This window comes from Nocardia speluncae NBRC 108251 (assembly GCF_001613245.1).
Taxonomy (GTDB): domain Bacteria; phylum Actinomycetota; class Actinomycetes; order Mycobacteriales; family Mycobacteriaceae; genus Nocardia; species Nocardia speluncae.
Map to the genome: position 1 here is coordinate 20380 of NZ_BDBZ01000043.1, position 19344 is coordinate 39723.

Here is a 19344-nt window from a genome sequence, read left to right on the forward strand (position 1 = left end):
GTTAGTTCTGAGCAGCGTGGGCGCCGGTGGCCGGGAATTCACCGCCCGGACCGCAGCGCGCTCGCGGGCCGCATCGAGGTGGCGTAGTAGTTCGATAGAACGGAATAGCAAGATGGCAGTGCAGTTGGCTGTTGCCGATGATTTCGACAGTTCCGAAACCCGCGCCCCCGCACGACCGGGCGCCGCTACCAGGCCCCGGCGGATACCGCGGCATACCGGAGTCGTGCTGGCCCACTCGGTAGCCGAGGTCGTCGATTGCCTGGGCGGCTGGATATTCGACCGGACTCTCGCCGGCTGCGAAACAATTGTTTTCACACCGTCGCCGCGTGATACCCGGGCATTGGCGATCCTGGGTGCGAAAACCGCGGACTACGGTGATATCCCGGGCGTTCCGGGCTGGTGTGACGGCTTCGGCGTCCTGGCCGTTTCCGCCGAGATGTACGCGGCCGACCAGTTGGCCGGGGAGGCGGTAGGTGCCCGTCGCAGCGACGGCACGAGCCGCACCTATCTGTGGGGTGAACGGCCCGGCGCCGGATCCGGCCCGGAGTTCGCGGTGATCACACCCCATCAGGTCAGCCTGGCCGGGCAAGCCTTCAAACGGCAAGCTCTGACAGCGGCCGGACTTCCCGTCGACCGGACATCGGCCGCCGAACTGCTCTGGTCGGAGCCTGGAACGCGCTAGGCGTCGGCACCGGAGCCCGGCGCCGGTCCGGGCGCCGGCATCACGTCAGGCCCGGTCTGTGGGAGGGCCGGGGCGGTCGTGGTTTCCCGGTGATGTGCCGGGGCGGTCGATACCGGGTCCGTACAGCGAGAACAGCGAGAAATCCAGCGCGGGGCCGGTCGCTTCGGCACCGGTGCTCGGCTTCCGCGCCGCGAGCCCCGAATTATCGCTGGTCAGCCGGTGTACGACGCGTTCGAGTGTGGACAGGACGGTCGGTACATCGGCGGTGCCGTCGACCAATCGGCCCACCATCGTGTAGCAGAGGTTGATCAGGACCACCGCGATATCGGCGACGTAGTCGCGATCCAGCCCGTCCAGCAGATGCGCGGCGGCCGGCAGCACAACCTCGAAACCCTGCCGGTCGAGCCGGTTCCCACCGGGCGTGGCGCGGGCCCGGTAGAACGCGTGCGCCATCTGCGGACTGCTCTCCCACGGCTGGAATACCCTCCGCACCAGGCGCATCAGTCCCTCGGCCAACGACTCAGCCCGCGGCGGTGGCGACAGTTCGACGTAGGAGTGGGTCGCCATCCACGCCTCGACCGCCGCCAAGATGAGCTCGTCACGGTTGCTGTGCAGGCCGTAGATGGTCGTCAGCGATACCCGGGCCCGTTTGGCTACCGCCCGCAACTGCACCGCGTCGTAGCCGTCGGACTCGATGATCTCGACGACGGCATCGAGAATCCTCGCCGCGGTGTCCATCTCCCCGGACCCATTCACCGGGTCATGGTAACTCGGTGCTTTCCCAGGCCGTGGCCCTCGCTGCCCCGTGACAGGACGCCGCACTCGCGGCCGGTGACCTGTGTACGTCGGCCGATTGACGCTGATCGACAACTTGCCTGTGGCGGCCACCGAGGTGCTGCGTCGGCGGGCGGATGCGGCCGCGGTACCCGTGCGGACTCAGGTGCGTAGGGAGTCGATCGCATCGGGGCGGCGGCAGGGTGCCGGCCGACGACGTGGTGGAGTTCGTGCGTGCCGGGCACCCCGGATGGGCGGCTGCCGGAGTCGCGTCGGTAGTGCTCGAACACGACCTGCCGGCGGATGTGCGGGCGGTGTTCGACGATCGCGCCCGGGCGGCCCCGGTGCAGGTGCGCCACCCTGCGTTCCGGCCAGGGCCGGCGTCGTACCCTGCGCGGTGGTGACACCGCTAGCCGTGCCTGATGGGCGCCGGGCCCCGCTGATAGGGTCGGCCGTGGTTGTGGATATGAAGGAGGGGGCACGGTGCCGGAGGAATTATCTGTCGAGCCCGGACATCTCGACGACCTCGCAACGAAGTTGCAGAAACTCGCAGATGACAACAGCCGGGCGCAGTCGTATGTGAAAAACCATATCGACTTGTCGAGCGAGCAGGCGGGGTTGATGTACGGGCGCGTCGCGGAGGCGATACAGCAGGTACGAGGATTTCTCGAAGGAAACTATCGCACTCTCGGGGATCTGACCGCGACATCCGCCGGTGAACTGTCCGGTTCGGCACAGATGTACCGGACAACGGATAAATCTACTGCTACTGCGCTGGACCGCACCTACCCGGGGAAGAAATGAACTCCGATACACCCGTGGAAAAGCTGGTCACCCCCGGGGCGGGTGATCCTATGCCCGATGCACTGGAACTCTTCCTGAACAATAACCTCTTCTCGCTCACCTACTGGGCCAACTGGTTCGTCGTCAAAACGATCGGTGCCGATCCGCTGGCCTGGGCGACCGAGCAGTTCACCGGGGACTGGGAGCAGATGGGGATATCCGCCGGTGCGATCAGAAATCTGGCGGACTACAACAGTTCCTACTCACGCGCACTGGACGATGCCGCCAAGGGGATCGATTCGTGGCGAGGGAACGCGGCGGATTCCGCACGCGAATACTTCGACGACCTTCGTGGTGCCGTCGGAGACCAGTCCGGTCCCCTTCGGGAAATCTCCACGCAGATAGAGGAATTCTCGCTCTCGTCCTATTACACGGCACAGGGAGTCTCGTTCCTGCTGCAAGGAATATTCGACACCGCTGCCATAGCGATAATCAAGGAGGTGGCGGCTGCCGCCGCCGCCAAAACGGTGTACGGCCTCGCTGCTGCTGCCGCACTGCAAGCTTCGGTGGTTGCGGACATGGCCAAAATGATTGGTCTCTGGAACCAGGTCCTCAGCAAGTATGCGACCTACATCACCGGCGGCGAAGCGGCAATAGGCATGATCCTCAACGGAGTTGCCATCCTCCAGTCCGAGGATGTGCCCCCTCTGCCCAACGCCGGATACGACCATCCAGGAGTATGATTATGAGCGCTCCGGAACCGGGTTTCGATATCACCCGGGGAGATGCCGCAGGTTCCCGCCACCTGGATTACGCGCTTCGAATACTGTCGAAGCATGCAGGTGATCCGGCTCTGAAAGCGATGAGTCGTGATGTGCTGTCGGGCAACCTCGGTGCGCGCGACTTCGTCCGGACCGACCAGATCAGCGCGGCCCTCGATACTGCGATGCCGGCGCTGATGAAACGTGTCGAGGCATTGTCCGAGCAGGAACGGGAAAGGCTCGCCGAGCAAGGTGACGGGATTCTCGATCGGTACCTGCGGGAAAACCCCGATTTGCCTGTTCCCGAACCGGCCCCGATTGCTGCTGAACCGGCGAACGATCGCCGGGATCCGCCTTCGAGTCCCGAATCTTCGTACCCCACCACAACTACGCAACTTTCGGGAAATCGCCGACAGTCCTGGCGCGACGTGATCGTTACCCCCGATGAACCGGACGAGGACGACCTCTATTTTCAGGAGCGCCGGGAACGCGGTTGGCTGCAATGAGAACTGATCAGCGGTCCGGCAGTCGTGGCCGCGTGGGCGATTACGGCACGATGAATATCGGTTACCTCGCATGAAACGTAAGGTGGACGCGACCGTCGCGTTGCGGCGGCATCGTGGCGGGATGACCTTGCGTGAATACAGTTGGCGAACCGGCGAGTTGGATGCGCCGCGTACGCTCACGCTCGAAGTCGGACAGGATTTCCCGGACCGTTGCGTCCGGCACGGCCGGAAGGCAGTGGAGTACCGCGACTCCGAGCTGCGGCTGCATCAGGGTGCTCGTGGGCAGGTGGAGACCAGTTGGTGGTCGTCCTTTGTCTGGGGGCTCGCGCGGTATCGCATGACACCGTCGACCACCGTGCAGGTCAGCGGCCGGTGGCCGATGTGCCGGACATGCGTGCGGTATCGCCGGATTCTCGAATTCATCGCGTACTGCCTCGGGCTCGCGGGTCCTGTGGCGTTGGCGGTTCTGTTCATGGCGGCCCAAGCCGGCGTGGTGCGGTCCGTAACTCTGTCCATGGTATTCGCGTTCTTCCCCGGTTGGATCCCCGGTGCACTGGCTGTGGCGCTGACGCTGTATGCGCGCGGTAACCGCCCTGCCCGGGTCAGGCCCCTGACGAGCGCGACAGCGATGACCGTCCGTGCTCACCCGGATTTCGCGGCCGCGCTCGAACGGTGAACCGAACCCGAGCGCAAGGTAGTTGAGTACAGCGCAAGGCAGATGAGTATATTGCCGCCGTACGACCTGGAGAAGGCCGAATCAACGGGCGAATCGATCGATCGATTCGAAGATTGCCGCCCGCATCGCCGGGCTGCCGGTATGGCCGGAATCGTCGATGATCCGGAGTTCGGCTTCCGGCCAGGCCCGAGCGAGTTCCCAGGCTGTGCGTAGTGGAGCGGACAGGTCGAGACGGCCGTGGATGAGAACGCCCGGTATTCCGGTGAGCCGGTGTGCGTTGCGCAGTAGTCGGTCGTGGTCGAGCCAGCCGTTGTGCGCGAAGTAGTGCGTGCAGATGCGGACGAATGCCATCAGCGCGGCATCAGGTTGCGCGGTGTATTGGCCCGGCTTACCGAGTGTTTCGTGGGCGATGACTGCGTCCTCCCAGGCGCACCAGTTGCGGGCGGCCGTCTCGCGGACCGCCGGATAGTCGTGTTCCATCAGCCGCCGGTACGCCTCGACCAGGTTTCCGTCCCGGTCCTCGGTGGGGGCGCCGTTGCGAAACCGCTCCCATTCGATCGGTAGTAGTAGTCGGAGGCCGTGGTACAGCCAGTCGATCTCCTGGGGGCGGGTCATCGTCACGCCGACCAGAACGATCCCGCTGACCCGCTCCGGGTGACGTTCGGCGTAGGCGAGGATCAGCGTGGAACCCCATGAACCGCCGTAGAGCAGCCAGCGCTCGATACCGAGATGTTCTCGCAGCCGCTCCATATCGGCGATCAGATGATCAGTGGTGTTGTGCGCCATATCGGTCGACGGATGCGAGGCGTGCGGCCGGCTCTCGCCGCAGCCACGCTGGTCGAACAGCACGATCCGGAACACGTCCGGGTCGAACGTCCGGCGCGCTCCCCGGCTGCCGCCGGCGCCGGGGCCGCCGTGCACGACGAGAGCGGGGCGCCCGTGCGGGTTTCCGCTCGTCTCCCAATACATCTGGTTCTCGTCGCCGACATCGAGCAGCCCGGACGCATAGGGCTCGCTATCGGGGAACGGCAGTTTCGGCTGCGAGATCGGCACAACGACCAACGGTAGCGAAGCTCGGAGTCGCGCTGGACCACTTCTCGCCGGGCACGGGTCCGGCGCCGCTCTCCGGAATGAAGCGAGAGCGGCGCCGGAGTTCGATGCGATGGCGCCGCGTGAACCCTCATCGATCACGCGGTGCCGTCTCGGTCGGTATGCGATGGGCACACCGGGGGATTACTTCGCTGGCGCGAGTTCCTGATCGGGCCCGATCTGCGGGCGTTCCGGCTCCTTCGTGAAGAAGAGCATTGCCATCGCGCCGATCAGGCAGAGGACCGTCATAACGATGAATCCGCCGTTGTAGGTGCCCGTGCGGCCGACGATGAAGCCCATCACCGCGGGGGCGATGATGCCGGACAGGGCGAAGCAGGCGTCGGCGAAACCGGCAGCCGTGCCGGGCTGACTCGGCGCCGCGTCGATCGAGGCAACCCACCAGATGCCACCGGTGATGAACCCGAAGCCGACACCGGCCGAGATGCAGATCAAAGCAATGATGAGGTTGCTGCCGAAGAACAGGATCGGCAGGATCGAGATACCGGCGAGCAGCAACGCCACACCGATGATCACGAACCGGGAGCGGATGCTCTGCGTGCGTTTGTACACCCGGTCGACGAGGATGCCACCGAGCAGCGCACCAACCACACCGGCGGCCCACGGCGCCACCGAGAACGCGCCGACTTCCTTGATGGAGAGGCCGAATTCGTGTTCCAGGTACTGCGGGAGCCAGTACATGAACGCCCAGAACATGAAGCCCCAGGCGAAGTAGCCGAGGCCGACCAGCCACAGGTTGCGGTTGCGCAGGATCTCGCCCCAGTCGGTGCTGGATTCTTGACCGCTGTCCTCACCCTCGGTCTGCCCGGACCGGATGTAGTCCAGTTCCTCCTTCGAAACGAACGACGCCTCGCTGGGCGAGTTCTTCAGGAACGGGTAGGCGAGGACCACCCACACGAGGCCCGCGACCGCGAGCACCCAGAACATGCCCTTCCAGCCGGTGAGCGCGATCAGCTGGGTGAGGATCGGGCCACCGACGAGCAGGCTGCCGGAGACGGCGACACCGCCGATGAGGGCGAGTGCTTTACCGCGTTCGTGGGCGGGCAGCCAGCGGCTGGCGAGCCGGGTGGCCGCCGGGAAGCAGGGCGCTTCGCCGGCTCCGAGGAGGATGCGCAGCAGGATGAGGCCGATGAACCCACCGGCGAAGGGGGTCAAGGCGGTGGCGGCGGCCCAGATGAACATGCCGACCATGAGCACTTTGCGGGATCCGTACCGGTCGACCAGCGGCCCCGAGAGCAGGGCGAACAGCATGTAGCCGATCGAGAATGCGGAACTGATCACGCCGTATTGGCCGGACGTGATGCCGAACTCGTCACGCAGGTCGCTGGCCGCGTACGAGATGGCGCTGCGATCGACGTAGTTCACCACCACCAGGCCCAGGATGATGGTGATTGTCCACCAACGCGATTTCATAGGGAACTCCTCGGATGAAGCAGTCGCGGGGTCAGATGACCCCGCGGGCCCGCAGGTCGTCGATGTCTTCGGGCGTGCGCCCGAGGTGGGTGAGGACCTTGTCGGTATCGGCACCGGCGGGTCGGCCGGTGTGACGGATCGCACCGGGGGATCGGGACATGCGCCACATGACGTTCTGCATGCGCATGGGGCCGAGCTCGTCGTCGTCGACAGTGGTGACCATGTCGGTGGCGACGACCTGGGGATCTTTCAGCAGATCACTCGGCCGGTAGACCGGCGCCACGGCGGCGCCGGCTTCTTCGAAAATGCTGGTGACCTCGTCGCGAGTGCGTGCGGCGATCCAGCCACCCACGTATTCGTCGAGGAGATCGGCGTGCTCGGCGCGGGTGCGTCCGGTGGCGAACCATTCCTCGTCGATCACTTCTGGATGCCCGACGAGCCGCATCACCCGTTCGGCGATGGCCTGCGCGCTGGTGGAGATCGCCAGCCAGTGATCGTCGGCGGTGCGGTACAGGTTGCGCGGGGCGTTGTTCTGCGACCGGTTGCCGGTGCGCTGTTGGTCTATTCCGAGCTGGTCGGCGTAGATGACACCGGGTCCGACAGCGGTCATGATCGGGCTGAGCAGATCGAGGTCGACCTCCTGGCCGGTGCCGCCGTTGCGTTCGCGTTCGAACAGTGCCATCGAGACCGCCGACGAACCGGCCACGCCGGCAATGGAATCGGCGAGCCCGAAGGCGGGCAGGGTGGGCGGCCCGTCGGGCTGACCGGTGAGATGGGCGAAACCGCTCATCGATTCCACCAGCGTGCCGAACGCGGGGCGTTTCGCATACGGTCCCTGCTGCCCGAACCCGGTGACCCGCAACATGATCAGGCCCGGGTTACGTTCGGACAGCTCCGCGTAGGAAAGACCCCAGCGTTCGAATGTGCCCGGCCGGAAGTTCTCGACCACCACATCGGCCTCGGCGGCAAGATCCCGGAAGATCGCCTGCCCGTCGGGCGCGCTCAGGTTCAGGGTGACGGTCTGCTTGTTGCGGCTGACCATCTTCCACCACAGCGGGATCCCGTCCTTGTCGAGACCGTGCCCGCGCATCCCGTCCGGTTTCTGCGGGTGCTCGATCTTGATGACTTCGGCGCCGAAATCGCCCAGGATCTGCGCGGTGAGCGGCCCGGCCAGGATGGTGGAGGCATCCAGGACCTTGATACCGCGCAGCGGGCCGGTCGGCTGTTTCTCGGAGGTCAACTGCACACCTCTCAGTACGGCCGGGAGATGTAGTGGCCGGTGGGTTCGCCGGTGACCACACCGTCGGCCAGGACCCGGTTACCGCGCACGAAGGTGTCGGTGACGGCGGCGCCGAGCTCGAAACCTTCGAACGGGGTGTATTCCTGGGTGGATTCGGAGTCCGCGGCGTGTACGGTCCAGGTGCGGTTGGGGTCGACGATCGCGATATCGGCGTCGACGCCTTCGGCGAGCCGGCCTTTACCCGGCAGGCCGTAGCGGTCGGCGGGGTTCGAGGCGGTGAGCTGGGCGATGCGGCGCAGCGACAGACCGCGCTTGCGACCCTCGGTGATCAGGCCGGGCAGCAGGTATTCGGTACCGCCGAAACCGGACTTGGCGGCGAACACATCGTCGCGGTCCTCGCCGAATTTCACTTCGTCCTTGCAGCAGGCGTGGTCGGAGACGACCCAGTCGATATTGCCCGCGAGCAGGTGCTCCCACAGCGCCTCGACGTCCTCGCGCGGGCGGATCGGCGGGTTCACCTTGGCGCCCAGGCCGTTCGCGTTGTCGATATCGGTGAGCAGATGGCCGATGGTGACCTCGCGGCGGAAGTTCACGTGCGGGAACGCCTCGGCCATCTTCATGGCGGCTTTCAGTGCCTTGGCCGAACTCAGGTGCAGCAGGTTGATATTCGGCAGCCCGGTCTCGTCGGCGAGGAACGACGCGATGGTCACTGCGAGACCCTCGGAATGCTGCGGGCGTGACGCGCTGTAGGCGGCGAGCCCGGTCAGTGTGCCCTCTTCTTCGACGAGCTTGGTGTAGGCGCTCATGATCTCGGCGGTCTCACAGTGCAGCGACAGCGAGATGTGCGGCGCGAGTTCGGGGAACTGCTCGCGTGCCTTCTGCACCCCGCGCATCACGAACTCGAAATGCGCGATGTCGTAGCGCTCGTTCTCGGGGATCATCAGGAAATCGCTCTGCGAGGCCGAGCGGCCGTGCAGGCCGTGGCTGCCGTAGAACATGAAGATCTTGAACGAGGTCACGCCCTGGTCCGACGCCAGATCACCGATCTCGCCGATGTGCTGCTTGGACATCGGTGCCAGGTGGAAGGCGTAGTCGATATAACTGCGGCCCGCCGAGGCGTCCAGCACTTCGGGGAAGAAGTCGGCGTAGGGGCCGCCCTTGTTGAGGTAGTACTGGCCGGTGCGCATATAGGTGAGCGCGGTGGTCACGCCGCCCTGCGCGCTGGCGCGCGATTCGGTCTGCGTGTCCTCGGACAGCGGGTTGTAGATACCCCAGTGCTGGTGTGCGTCGACAACGCCAGGGAAGACCAGTTTGCCTGTCGCGTCGACAATTTCGGCACCTTCGGCATCCAGATCGGGGCCGATGGCCGCGATCTTGCCGTCGACGACGAGGATATCCGCGGTTTCGCCCTCGGCGGGAGCCGCGTCGTCGGTGCGTACGACGGTGCCGTTCTTGATCAGGTAGGTGGTCATTTCTTCTCCTGGCGAATATCTGGACAGTTGTTCTGTTGGGTAGGTGGCTTGCCTGGGGTATCAGACAGCGACGGCGCTGCTCACGTGCTCGGCGGCGAGGAAGGCCAGACCGAGGGCGGTGATGAGGCCGTTGCCCGCGAGGTAACCGCCGGCGCCGTGGCCGGAGATACCGATGGCGGCGCCGCCGGAGGCGTACAGGCCGGGTATCGGGGCGCCGCCCGCGAGCACTCGTGCGTGCTCGTCGACGACGAGACCGCCCTGGGTATGGAAGAGGGCGGGGGTGATGGCGATCGCGATGTAGGGCGCGGTCAGCGGATGGCGGGTGTCGGTACGGCCCTGCCGGTCGGGCTCTTCCCCGGCCGCGGCGCGCCGGGTCGCGGCGAGTTCGTCGTCGAGTGCCGTGGCGGGCACACCGATGCTCTCGGCCAGCCCGGTCGCGGTGGCGGACCGGATCAGCGATCCGCTCTCGGCGACGGTCCGGAAATCGTCGAATACCGAGCACAGTTCCTCGATGTGCTCGTCGATGATGATCCAGCCGGCCCCGCCGGGCCGACCGGCGAGAATCGCGGCGAACTCGGAGTAGCCGGTGGTTTCCGGGGCGAAGCGGCGACCGGTGCTGTCGACGATGACGCCGCCGTGTACGACGGTCGCCCAGCCGATGAGTGTCTGGCTGCGCGACGACAGTGCGGCATGGCCCTGATAGGCGTCGAGAAAGGCGCTGTCGGCGCCCAGGTCGCCGCCGATCCGCAGCGCGTCGCCGCGGCTGAACTGGCCGCCGTGGTAGTGGGCGCCGGCGATTTCGGGCAGATGGTGGCGCACGAGGCCGCGATCCGCGCCGAACCCGTTCGTCGCCAGCAGCACGGCGCGAGTGGTCAGGTTTTCGCTGTTGCCGTCGGGTGTGGCGATCTCGACCCCGGTGATCCGGCCGCCGGTGGTGAGCACGTTACGCAGGCTCATCGGTGCGATGAGCTCGATCCGGGGGTGCGCCTGTGCGCGCTGCACCAGGTGCCGTAGCAGCCGGGAGCCGTGCCGTCCGGGGATGCTGTGGCAGCGGTCGGCGGTGTGGCCGGGGTAGCGGAAATCGGTGACCAGTTCGAGTTCGAGGTCCTGGTTGTCGGCCAGCCAGGTGACCAGTTGTGCGCTGGTCTCGGCGAGGGCGCGGGACACGCGGCGGTCGGCCGTGCCCCCGGTCTTGCGGGCGATGTCGTCGAGGAAACGGTCTGGACTGTCCTGAACTCCGGCCGCTTCCTGCCAGCGGGTACCGGCAGCCGGAATCATCGCGGTGCACATCGAGGTGTTGTTGCCGCGCTGAAAGTGCTCGTCGGCGTCGATCACCAGGACGTTCGCGCCGAGTTCGGCGGCGCGCAGCGCAGCGACAAGTCCGCCGCCCGCGCCGGCGACGACGAGATCGAAATCCGGACCGTCCACGCTTCCTCCTATCATGTTCCGGCTAGCGGAACGCAAGAATGTGGTCCCCTGCACTATGCACGTTCGGCAATCTGTGCACAAGTGCCTGTTGAACGGATTTACTCGTCGGAAACTTGACGAACGGCGGCACAAGGCCGCTAGACAATCGTTTCGCTAAGCGGTACAACTGGTTCAGCGCTTGGTCGGTCTCGCCTCATGCGGCGGGACCGGCGGAATACGAATCCACCCCGGAGAACGGAGCCACGATGGAGCCCTCGAGTGGCGGCACCACATCCGCCGCACGGGCAGCGGAGGTACTGCTCGAGTTCGGCCGCCGGTCCAGCGCACTCGGCGTCTCGGAGATCGCCCGCTCGACCGGTATCTCCAAGGCCGTCGCCCACCGCATCCTCACGACCTTCGTGGAATGCGGCCTGCTCCTCTACGAGCCCGAAACCCGCCGTTACCTGCTCGGACCCGCCGCCGCGACCCTGGGCGCGCGGGCCCTGGACGTCTCCCCGCTGCGGCGGATGGCCCGGGAAGCGCTCGTCGAGCTCCAGCGCTCCACCGGCGAGACAGCCACGGTGACCGGACGCCTGCCGGGTGGCCGGGTGTACCTCGACCAGGTCGAGAGCACGCAGGAAATCAAGATGACCGTCGAACTCGGCCGTCGCTTCGAACTGCACAGCGGCTCGTCGGGACGGATCATCCTGGCCCACCTCTCGGAGGACGAGCAGGAGGACCTACTGTCCCGTCCGCTGCCACGACTCACCGCCACCACCATCATCGACCCGGACGAGCTACGCGCGGCTCTGCGCGAAGCGCGCGAACGCGGGGTGTGCCGGTCGACCGGTGAACGGCAGGAAGGCGCGGGCTCGATCGCGGCACCGGTGTTCGGCGCCGACGGCGCGGTGATCGGTTCGGTGTCGGTCTGCGGACCGAGCTACCGGATGACCGAGGAAGCCTGCGACCGGCACGAGAACGTGTTGCGCGAAGCGGCCCAGCGGGTGTCCCGCGCCCTGGGCCACCGTCCGGCGGTGACGGCGAAATGACCCCCCGCAGCTGGCTCTACGTGCCGGGGCACCGTGCGGACCGGATCGGCAAGGCCATCGATAGTGCCGCCGACGCGGTGGTGATCGACCTCGAGGACGCCGTCCCGGTCGGTGCGAAGGACCAGGCGCTCGCCAACGCACTCGAAGCCCTGTGCGCGGCCCCGCCGGAGCGGCAGGTCTGGCTGCGGCTCAATGCGATCGGGTCGGAGTGGCTCGACCGGGAACTGGCCGCACTCGCCGGCGGGCCCGATCCGGCCGGGGTTCGATTGCCGAAATCCGACGACCCCGAATCGGTGGCGGCGACTGCGGAACGCCTCCGCTGCCCTGTGCACGCCACCATCGAATCCGCGGCCGGCCTGCTCGCGGCCCCGCAGATCGCCCGTTGCCACCCGCGCGTCACCGGAATCGCGCTGGGCGAAGCGGATCTCGCCGCCGATATGCGCACCGAGCCGGAAGGCCTGGTCTGGGCGCGCGGCTGGATCGTCACCGCGGCCCGCGCGGCCGGACTGTCCTCACCTGTGCAGAGCGTGTGGACGGCTGTGGATGATCCGGTGGGCCTGGCCGAAACCTCGCGGGCGGGCCTCGCCCAGGGTTTCTTCGGCCGCTCCGTCATCCACCCGAATCAGATCGACATCGTCAATACGGCCTACACGCCGACGGCGGAGGAACAGGACCGGGCGCGCCGGATCGTGGACCGCGCGGCCGCGTCCATGGCGGCGGGTGAATCCGCGGTTCTGGACGAGAACGGCAGATTCATCGACCCCGCCGTGGTCGCGAACGCCCGCGTGGTCCTCGATCGAGCACAGGCCACAGCAGCACGAGGAGTGAAAGCATGACCGAACAAACCGTCACCGCGGGCCACCCCGACGCACTGTTGAACGCCGTGGTGGGCAGCGAACTCGATACGGTCGAGCTCGGGCATCCGTATACGACGGGTATGCCGTGTTCGCCCAACCATCCCGGTTTCCGGATGACCCTCATCCGCCGGCACGGCGATATGGTCCGCCCCGACGGCGGCTCGGCCTCCAACGAAATCATCGTGACCGGCGGTCACGTCGGCACCCATGTGGATGCCCTCTCGCATGTCAGCCACTGCGGAAAACTGCACGGCGATATCGACGCCGAGGAAGCGCAGCGCGGCGGCCGGCACTCGAAGCACGGCGCGGAGAACATTCCGTTCATGCTCTGCCGCGGGCTGCTGCTCGATGTACCGCGGGTACGCGGTGTCGAGGCCCTCGAAGCCGGTCAGGCCGTCACCGAACAGGACCTGCGCGATGCCGCCGACGCCGCCGGCGTGTCTCCCCGTCGTGGCGATGTCGTGCTCATCCGCACCGGCTGGGCCCGCCACTTCGACGACGCCCAGCGCTATCTCGGCCAGCAGGACGGTGTGCCGGGCCCGGAGGTCGGCGCCGCGCAATGGCTGGCGGACGCGGGAATCGTGGCGGCGGGCGCGGATACCACCGCATTCGAACACATTCCGCCGGGCAAGGGGCACAGCGTGCTTCCGGTGCATCGAATCCTTTTGGTGGAGAACGGAATCCACATCATCGAACATTTGAACCTGGAAGCTGCGAGCGCCCGCGGGCTGACCGAGTTCACCTTTGTGATGGCGCCCCTGCGGATCACCGGCGGCACCGGTTCGCCTGTGCGCCCGGTCGCGGTGGTCACCAAATGAGCGGATCGGGCCCGGAAACGGCAGCGAAACGTAACCACGGAGGATCCTGTAATGCCTGATCAGCGCGGCACGAATACTCGCCACGACTTGGATAACACCGTCGTCGGCCGTCTCGCGGCGCTGGCCGTCCGGACCCGCACCGAAGGACTCTCCGGCGACCTCCGCACCGACGTGGCCCGCCGCGTCCTCGACGTTCTCGGCAACTCCCTCGCGGCCCACGACCAGCCCTCGGCCCGAGCAGTCACCGCAGTCGCCCGCGATTGGGCCGGTGCCCCCCGCGCCACCGGCATCGGCACCGGCGAGCAATTCCCCGCCGCCACCGCTGCCCTGGTCAACGGCACCCTCGCCCATTCGATGGATTCCGACGACACTCACCTCCCGTCGGTGCTGCACCCATCGGCCTCGGTGGTCCCCGCCGCCCTCGCGGTCGGCGAGGCGACCGGTGCCACGGGCGCCGCCGTTCTCGACGCCGCGGGCGTGGGTATCGAAATCGCCGTCCGGCTCGGTATGGGCGGCTACGACGAAGAACTCGGCAATTCGGAGTTCTTCGAACGCGGCCAGCATGCCACCTCCATCTGTGGCGCCGTCGGGTCGGCCGCCGCCGCGGCCATGCTGTACGGCCTGGACGCCGAAGGTATCGCCGATGCCATGGGCATCGCGGCCAGCTTCGGCGCGGGTCTGCTGGAAGCCAACCGAACCGGCGGCACGGTCAAACGCGCCCACTGCGGCTGGGCCGCCCATTCCGCCGTCACCGCAGCGGAATTCGCCCGCCACGGTCTCACCGGCCCGCCCACGGTGATCGAAGGCCGCTTCGGTTTCCTGCACGCCTTCTGCGGTGACCGCGCCGACACCGCGAAAGTTCTCGACCGGCTCGGCGAGCACTGGGAACTCCCCGGAATCTTCTTCAAGCCCTACCCCTGCAACCATTTCACCCACGCCGGTATCGACGCGGCCCGCATCCTGCGTCGCGATGTGGACCCCGCCGATATCGTGGAAATCGAACTCGGCGTACCGAAACCGGTGCTGCGCACCATTGCCGAACCGCCCGCCGCGAAGGCAGCCCCGGAATCGGGCTACCACGCGGCGTTCTCCGGTCCGTTCACGGTGGCGCGCGCGCTGCTCGGCGGTTCGGGTCTCGGTGTGGGGCATGCCGATTTCACCGATGAGTCGGCAAAGGATCCACGCACCCTCGAACTCGCCCGGCTGGTCACCAGCCACAGCGACGACCGGTGCGACGAGATCTACCCGCACCAGTTCCCGGCGGTCCTGCGGGTGCGCACCCGTGACGGCGCCTGGCATCAGGCCCGCGTGGACCACAACCGTGGCGGCCCGGCGAATCCGCTCTCCGACGACGAACTCACGTGGAAGTTCGATCTCAATGTCGAGGACCGGCTGACCCCGGAAGCCGCCCGCACCGTCGCCGCCCACGCGCTCGCGCTCCCCGCGGCCGATTCTCTCGAAACCCTCATGGCTGCCGTGCGCGGCTGATCCCGCCCGGCCTCACCGACGGACCGCGTCACCCGCACAACGGGGACGCGGTCCGCCGCGGCTCAGCGGTCGAGGAATTCCAGCAGGTCGGCGTTGAAGCGTTCCTTGTCGCCGGGCACCAGTGCGATGCCGTGCGAGCCGCCTTCGTACACCTTCAGCGTGGCGTCGGCGATGATCTCTGCGGATTTGCGCCCGGTGGCATCGATGGGTACGACCTGATCGTCGTCGCCGTGCACGATCAGGGTGGGTACATCGAATTTCCGCAGATCCTCGGCGAAATCCGTATAGGCGAACGCATCGACACATTTCACACCGGCTTCGATGCTTTCCTGCATTGCCATGAACCAGAATGCGTCGCGATTTCCCTGGGTGGCCTTCGTGCCGGAACGGTTGGCGCTGAAGAACCCCTCGGAGGTGTCTTTCCAGAATTGTGAACGCTCGGTGAGGATTCCGGATTTGATATCTTCGAAAACCTTGTCCGGCACGCCCTCCGGATTGGCGTCGGTCCGGATCATCAGGGGCGGAATCGCCGACAGCAGTACCGCCGACTGGATCCGGCCGGTCCCGTGCCGGCCGATGTAGCGGGCGAGTTCTCCGCCGCCCATACTGTGGGCCACCAGCGTCACATCCTCGGCATCGAGCATTGTGAGCAGGTCGTTCAGGTCGTCGGCGAAGGAATCGAAGTCGTAACCGGTCCACGGCTGGTCCGATCGTCCGTGGCCGCGGCGGTCGTGTGCGATACCGCGGTAGCCGTGGTCGGCGACGCATTTCATCTGGTCGTCCCAGGCATCGGCATTCAACGGCCAGCCATGGATGAAAACGACCGGCCGACCGCTGCCCCAGTCTTTGTAATGGATATTCACATTATCGCGAGTCGTGCACACCGGCATGAGTAGAAACCTCCTCATGTGCGTGATCGCCGGCCTGCCGAAGGCCGTGACAACGAGACGCGTCGCGAATGCTACCGGCGATATTTTCCCGGAAAAGTCCTGTATCCGTTCGTTACTGAATCCATGCGCGATCGTCCCCGAAACCGGCCGCGGCCGGAATCCGGTAGCCGGCGATCCGGAGGACGGCGGCTCTGCGCCCACGGCGAACAAACCGCGTCCGGGTGCTACCCCGCCGGTAGCCTCGGGTCGGGAGATCAACCCGACTACGAGGAGTCATGCAGATGAGCCGACCGGTTCGGATCGGAATTCAACTCCAGCCCCAGCACGCCCCCGATTACGGACTCATTCGCGACGCGGTGTTGCGGGCCGAGGACGCCGGTGTGGATATCGTGTTCAACTGGGACCACTTCTATCCCCTCTACGGCGACCCCGACGGCGCCCACTTCGAATGCTGGACCATGCTCGGCGCGTTCGCCGAGCAGACCGAACGGGTCGAGATCGGCGCGCTGGTCACCGGTGGCGGCTACCGCAATCCCGATCTGCTCGCCGATATGGCCCGCACCGTCGATCAGATCAGCGGCGGCCGGCTCATCCTGGGGATCGGCTCGGGCTGGTTCGAGCGCGATTACGACGAATACGGCTACGACTTCGGTACCGCGGGCAGCCGCCTGAACCTGCTCAAGGAATATCTGCCCCGGATCACCGGGCGGCTGGGGAAACTGAATCCGCCGCCGGTGCGTGAGATCCCGATCCTCATCGGCGGTGGTGGGGAGAAGAAAACGCTGCGCCTGGTCGCCGAGTACGCCGATATCTGGCACAGCTTCGGTGAACTGGAGGTGTTCACCCATAAGAGTCAAGTTCTCGAGGAGCACTGCTCTCGTGTCGGCACGGAGCCGGGGAAGATCGAGCGGTCGGTGGCCTGGCCGGGTAGCGAAGCGGCGCCCGCCTACCACGCCGCGGGGGCGACTCTGTTCACCGTGGGTATCAACGGCCCCGATTACGACCTGACCCAGGTCCGGGAGGCGCTCGCCTGGCGGGACCGGACAAACCCGGAGCCGGTCAGCGGTATCGCCTGACACTGCATGTCCGATAACTCGTATGGGTTATCGGACGCCGCCCTTCTCGGGCATCGGCGGTTCATACCCCGACCGGGGTGTGAACATGGTCGTTGTCATGTGGTCCGGCCAGGCCCTGAGTAGTTCGGGGCCTGGCCGGATGGTATTCCAGGTGGCTCTACTTGTTCTGAGCCCACCGAGTGGTGCCCGGAGGTGCGGTCAGCGTATTGACCATGTCCACCGCGGCAATGATCAGGGTGGGACCGCCGACGACGATCGTGCCGATCACGCCGCCGAGGGCGGCGCCGGTGACGATCCCGGCGGGTATGCCGACACCGGTTCCCGCGGTGATGAGCAGGCCGGCAACAGCACCGACCACCGTGCCTACGAGCCCTCCGATGGCCGAGGCGAGGCCGATCTGTGAGGTGAGATTGTCCTGTGCCGCGAGGTTCTCCTGCGGGGAAGCCACCAGTTCGGCGGCCGGACGTGCCGCCGCCGGATCCTTGACCGCGGTGAGCTCCAGCACCCGGCCCTCTTCCCGGACCGCGTGCGGCAGCGGGTACTCGGTGCCGCCCTCGCGTACGGCCAGCGGCAGGGTGACCACTGTGGCGCCGGATTCGTCGACGATGTGGACTGTTTCTCCGGCTATCTCGAAGGTGCCGTGCGTGAGGGTTGTGACAACGGTTTTGCCGATCAATTCGGTGCGGTAACCGATATCGGGTGCGGTGGCCGGCGCCGCGTGGGCGGTGGCTGCGCCGAAGGTCGCGGTGGCTATCAGCGGCACGATGGCCGCGGCAATCTTGCGGATCCTCATTGGTTCACATGTCCGATCTGATCACGGTGTCGCCAAAGGGTGGTTTACCGTCGGGACGACCGCGCCGACCGAGTCCCGCCGGACCGAAACGGCTGGGTCCCGGCGGTTTCGAACATTTGAGACACTACGCTGCCGTGGGCGCAAGTGCGACATAATTTAGCGGAATTTCTTCCGGGAAATTTTAAAGATGGGATGAATCGGCCGCCCGGTATCGGCTTCTGGGCTGAGCCGGCCGGCTGCCGGTGTAGGTCTGCTGATTGCTGCCGATACCCGCATCGCACGCCGAAAAGCGGCCGTGCTGCCCGCCCTCCGCTGCGGAATCGATCTCCGTATGCGTGTCGGGCGCCGGCTGGGGCGCGCAATCGGCGAATATGTGGCTACCTGCACTGATGCGCACTTGATAATGTAACTGTGTGTGTAGTTCCAGCTGACCGTTTCGAGGAAAGAAGGAACACCCATGACAACGGCACATGCTCAGCACACCGAACACCAGCACGAACACGGACCGGACTGCGGGCACGTCGCGGTACCACACGGCGACCACGTGGACTACGTCCACGACGGCCACCTACACCGCGAGCACGCCGGCCACTACGACGAATGCGAGCCCGCGGCGCATACGGAACACGGCAGCCACGACCATGTGCACGGTGAGGGCTGCGGTCATGTGGCCGTCCCGCACGGCGACCATGTCGACTACGTCCACGACGGCCACCGCCACGCCCCCCACGACGGGCACTACGACGAACACTGACCCGCAGAATCCATGAGCAGAGCATCCGCGGCCGAGTGGAGCGGGGCCCGGCACCGATCGGTGTCATCGGTTCGCCGATCACGATCCGGTCGCGGATGCCTGCGCAGCCGGGCTGCTCGGCAATCGGAAAACATCATCGCGGTGCCAGGGTTCGTGTACGCGGGCAGCGAGCCGGGTGATGTCGGCGCCGACGGCATTCCGGTCCGGCAACGGCCGGGACGCCGTTGTCTCGACGGCAGGTCACCTCGGGGTGATGTCACAGACAATGTTTCCGGCGCAGCGGGACTGGGTGGCAGCCATCGGGACCCGCCGTGACAGTGGGTCCCGATGATCACGAGGTGGGCGACCACAGGCTTGCGTTCTACGGAGTTGCCTGCTTCTTCGGTGCCCACTGAGTGGTGCCCGGTGCCGCATTGAGGGTATTGACCAGCTCTACCGCCGCGATGACCAGAGTGGGGCCGCCGACAGCGATCGTGCCGATGATCCCACCGATGGTGGCGCCGGCGATGATACTGGCGACAACGCCCGGCCCGGTGACGATTCCAGTGAGCCCCACGAGCGCGCCGATCGCGGTACCGACGAATCCGCCGATAGCGGTGGCGATTCCGAACTGCGACGCGAAATTGTTCTGCGCCGCCAAATTCTCCTGTGGTGAGGCCACGAACTCGGTGGCAGGCCGCGCTGCCGCCGGATCCTTCACCGCGGTGAGCTCCAAGACCCGGTCGTTCTCCCGGATGTCGTGTGGCAGTGGATATTCGATCGTACCCTCGCGTACGGCCAGCGGCAGGGTGACCACGG

At 66.5% G+C, this 19344-nt stretch carries 19 protein-coding genes and 1 pseudogene; 11 read left to right on the forward strand and 9 right to left on the reverse strand.

All coding sequences use genetic code 11. The annotated features are described in order from the left end of the window. The first annotated feature begins 112 nt into the window (after window positions 1-112). Window positions 113-682, forward strand: a complete 570-nt coding sequence (locus tag NS6_RS30740; protein WP_068049383.1) for a hypothetical protein — start codon at window positions 113-115, stop codon at window positions 680-682. A 45-nt stretch (window positions 683-727) separates the two neighbouring features. Here the strand turns inward: NS6_RS30740 and NS6_RS30745 are convergent, their stop codons facing one another. Continuing rightward, complete coding sequence (locus tag NS6_RS30745) at window positions 728-1438, reverse strand: TetR/AcrR family transcriptional regulator (protein ID WP_245669579.1); 711 nt, start codon at window positions 1436-1438, stop codon at window positions 728-730. Between the two features lie 501 nt (window positions 1439-1939). Here NS6_RS30745 and NS6_RS30755 point away from each other — a divergent pair. The 4 genes from NS6_RS30755 (at window position 1940) to NS6_RS30770 (ending at window position 4182) form a co-directional block, all read left to right on the forward strand. Continuing rightward, window positions 1940-2260, forward strand: coding sequence for a type VII secretion target (locus tag NS6_RS30755; protein WP_068049390.1), 321 nt, complete (start codon window positions 1940-1942; stop codon window positions 2258-2260). Window positions 2261-2274: 14 nt separating this feature from the next. Further along, window positions 2275-2982 (forward strand): hypothetical protein, encoded by a 708-nt coding sequence (locus tag NS6_RS30760; RefSeq protein ID WP_157113035.1) that lies wholly within the window; start codon window positions 2275-2277, stop codon window positions 2980-2982. A 2-nt stretch (window positions 2983-2984) separates the two neighbouring features. Continuing rightward, on the forward strand, window positions 2985-3506 hold the full coding sequence (locus NS6_RS30765; RefSeq protein ID WP_068049394.1) for a hypothetical protein: 522 nt from the start codon (window positions 2985-2987) through the stop codon (window positions 3504-3506). 70 nt (window positions 3507-3576) lie between these two features. Further along, window positions 3577-4182, forward strand: a complete 606-nt coding sequence (locus NS6_RS30770) for a hypothetical protein (RefSeq protein WP_068049396.1) — start codon at window positions 3577-3579, stop codon at window positions 4180-4182. An 81-nt stretch (window positions 4183-4263) separates the two neighbouring features. On the opposite strand, the gene pip is transcribed toward NS6_RS30770, so the two are convergent. From pip to NS6_RS30795, 5 genes are all read right to left on the reverse strand, one after another. Then, window positions 4264-5235, reverse strand: a complete 972-nt coding sequence (gene pip / locus NS6_RS30775) for a prolyl aminopeptidase (RefSeq protein WP_371859385.1) — start codon at window positions 5233-5235, stop codon at window positions 4264-4266. A gap of 180 nt (window positions 5236-5415) precedes the next feature. Further along, the gene (locus NS6_RS30780) at window positions 5416-6702 is read right to left on the reverse strand and encodes an MFS transporter (protein WP_068049398.1); all 1287 of its coding nucleotides are present in this window, start codon (window positions 6700-6702) and stop codon (window positions 5416-5418) included. A gap of 31 nt (window positions 6703-6733) precedes the next feature. Beyond that, on the reverse strand, window positions 6734-7942 hold the full coding sequence (locus NS6_RS30785) for a CaiB/BaiF CoA transferase family protein (RefSeq protein ID WP_068049446.1): 1209 nt from the start codon (window positions 7940-7942) through the stop codon (window positions 6734-6736). 11 nt (window positions 7943-7953) lie between these two features. After that, window positions 7954-9414, reverse strand: a complete 1461-nt coding sequence (locus NS6_RS30790) for a dihydroorotase (protein WP_068049400.1) — start codon at window positions 9412-9414, stop codon at window positions 7954-7956. 60 nt (window positions 9415-9474) lie between these two features. Then, a complete protein-coding gene (locus tag NS6_RS30795; protein WP_218024289.1) occupies window positions 9475-10842 on the reverse strand; it encodes an FAD-dependent oxidoreductase in 1368 nt (455 codons plus the stop codon). A gap of 245 nt (window positions 10843-11087) precedes the next feature. Here NS6_RS30795 and NS6_RS30800 point away from each other — a divergent pair, with 245 nt between their 5' ends. The 4 genes from NS6_RS30800 to NS6_RS30815 are packed head-to-tail and all read left to right on the forward strand — an operon-like array spanning window position 11088 to window position 15033. Further along, window positions 11088-11870 (forward strand): IclR family transcriptional regulator, encoded by a 783-nt coding sequence (locus NS6_RS30800; protein ID WP_068049405.1) that lies wholly within the window; start codon window positions 11088-11090, stop codon window positions 11868-11870. Further along, window positions 11867-12706, forward strand: coding sequence for an HpcH/HpaI aldolase/citrate lyase family protein (locus NS6_RS30805; RefSeq protein ID WP_068049407.1), 840 nt, complete (start codon window positions 11867-11869; stop codon window positions 12704-12706). Before NS6_RS30800 ends, NS6_RS30805 begins: the two co-directional genes overlap by 4 nt. Further along, window positions 12703-13545 (forward strand): cyclase family protein, encoded by an 843-nt coding sequence (locus NS6_RS30810; RefSeq protein WP_068049410.1) that lies wholly within the window; start codon window positions 12703-12705, stop codon window positions 13543-13545. Before NS6_RS30805 ends, NS6_RS30810 begins: the two co-directional genes overlap by 4 nt. Window positions 13546-13596: 51 nt before the next feature. After that, on the forward strand, window positions 13597-15033 hold the full coding sequence (locus NS6_RS30815; protein ID WP_068049412.1) for an MmgE/PrpD family protein: 1437 nt from the start codon (window positions 13597-13599) through the stop codon (window positions 15031-15033). A 62-nt stretch (window positions 15034-15095) separates the two neighbouring features. Here NS6_RS30815 and NS6_RS30820 read toward each other — a convergent pair whose 3' ends face one another. Beyond that, the gene (locus NS6_RS30820) at window positions 15096-15923 is read right to left on the reverse strand and encodes an alpha/beta fold hydrolase (RefSeq protein WP_068049414.1); all 828 of its coding nucleotides are present in this window, start codon (window positions 15921-15923) and stop codon (window positions 15096-15098) included. A gap of 281 nt (window positions 15924-16204) precedes the next feature. Between NS6_RS30820 and NS6_RS30825 the strand changes: the two genes are divergently transcribed. Next, window positions 16205-16999, forward strand: a complete 795-nt coding sequence (locus NS6_RS30825) for an LLM class F420-dependent oxidoreductase (RefSeq protein WP_068049448.1) — start codon at window positions 16205-16207, stop codon at window positions 16997-16999. Between the two features lie 157 nt (window positions 17000-17156). On the opposite strand, the gene NS6_RS30830 is transcribed toward NS6_RS30825, so the two are convergent. Continuing rightward, the gene (locus NS6_RS30830) at window positions 17157-17792 is read right to left on the reverse strand and encodes a DUF8020 domain-containing protein (protein ID WP_068049416.1); all 636 of its coding nucleotides are present in this window, start codon (window positions 17790-17792) and stop codon (window positions 17157-17159) included. A gap of 457 nt (window positions 17793-18249) precedes the next feature. Here NS6_RS30830 and NS6_RS34395 point away from each other — a divergent pair, with 457 nt between their 5' ends. Continuing rightward, window positions 18250-18546 carry a hypothetical protein gene (locus NS6_RS34395; RefSeq protein WP_084471565.1) on the forward strand — a complete coding sequence of 99 codons (297 nt, stop codon included), beginning with the start codon at window positions 18250-18252 and terminating at the stop codon, window positions 18544-18546. A 361-nt stretch (window positions 18547-18907) separates the two neighbouring features. Here NS6_RS34395 and NS6_RS35320 read toward each other — a convergent pair. Continuing rightward, a pseudogene (locus NS6_RS35320) lies at window positions 18908-19344 on the reverse strand (ammonium transporter); the annotation flags it as partial.

What these genes read in the sequence shown, in the direction of transcription:
- NS6_RS30830 (WP_068049416.1), bottom strand. Translation starts at nt 17,792, where the DNA reads ATGAGGATCCGCAAGATTGCCGCGGCCATCGTGCCGCTGATAGCCACC.
- NS6_RS30825 (WP_068049448.1), top strand. Translation starts at nt 16,205, where the DNA reads ATGAGCCGACCGGTTCGGATCGGAATTCAACTCCAGCCCCAGCACGCC.
- NS6_RS34395 (WP_084471565.1), top strand. Translation starts at nt 18,250, where the DNA reads ATGACAACGGCACATGCTCAGCACACCGAACACCAGCACGAACACGGA.
- NS6_RS30810 (WP_068049410.1), top strand. Translation starts at nt 12,703, where the DNA reads ATGACCGAACAAACCGTCACCGCGGGCCACCCCGACGCACTGTTGAAC.
- NS6_RS30820 (WP_068049414.1), bottom strand. Translation starts at nt 15,923, where the DNA reads ATGCCGGTGTGCACGACTCGCGATAATGTGAATATCCATTACAAAGAC.
- NS6_RS30800 (WP_068049405.1), top strand. Translation starts at nt 11,088, where the DNA reads ATGGAGCCCTCGAGTGGCGGCACCACATCCGCCGCACGGGCAGCGGAG.
- NS6_RS30805 (WP_068049407.1), top strand. Translation starts at nt 11,867, where the DNA reads ATGACCCCCCGCAGCTGGCTCTACGTGCCGGGGCACCGTGCGGACCGG.
- NS6_RS30765 (WP_068049394.1), top strand. Translation starts at nt 2,985, where the DNA reads ATGAGCGCTCCGGAACCGGGTTTCGATATCACCCGGGGAGATGCCGCA.
- NS6_RS30770 (WP_068049396.1), top strand. Translation starts at nt 3,577, where the DNA reads ATGAAACGTAAGGTGGACGCGACCGTCGCGTTGCGGCGGCATCGTGGC.
- NS6_RS30780 (WP_068049398.1), bottom strand. Translation starts at nt 6,702, where the DNA reads ATGAAATCGCGTTGGTGGACAATCACCATCATCCTGGGCCTGGTGGTG.
- NS6_RS30815 (WP_068049412.1), top strand. Translation starts at nt 13,597, where the DNA reads ATGCCTGATCAGCGCGGCACGAATACTCGCCACGACTTGGATAACACC.
- NS6_RS30740 (WP_068049383.1), top strand. Translation starts at nt 113, where the DNA reads ATGGCAGTGCAGTTGGCTGTTGCCGATGATTTCGACAGTTCCGAAACC.
- NS6_RS30790 (WP_068049400.1), bottom strand. Translation starts at nt 9,414, where the DNA reads ATGACCACCTACCTGATCAAGAACGGCACCGTCGTACGCACCGACGAC.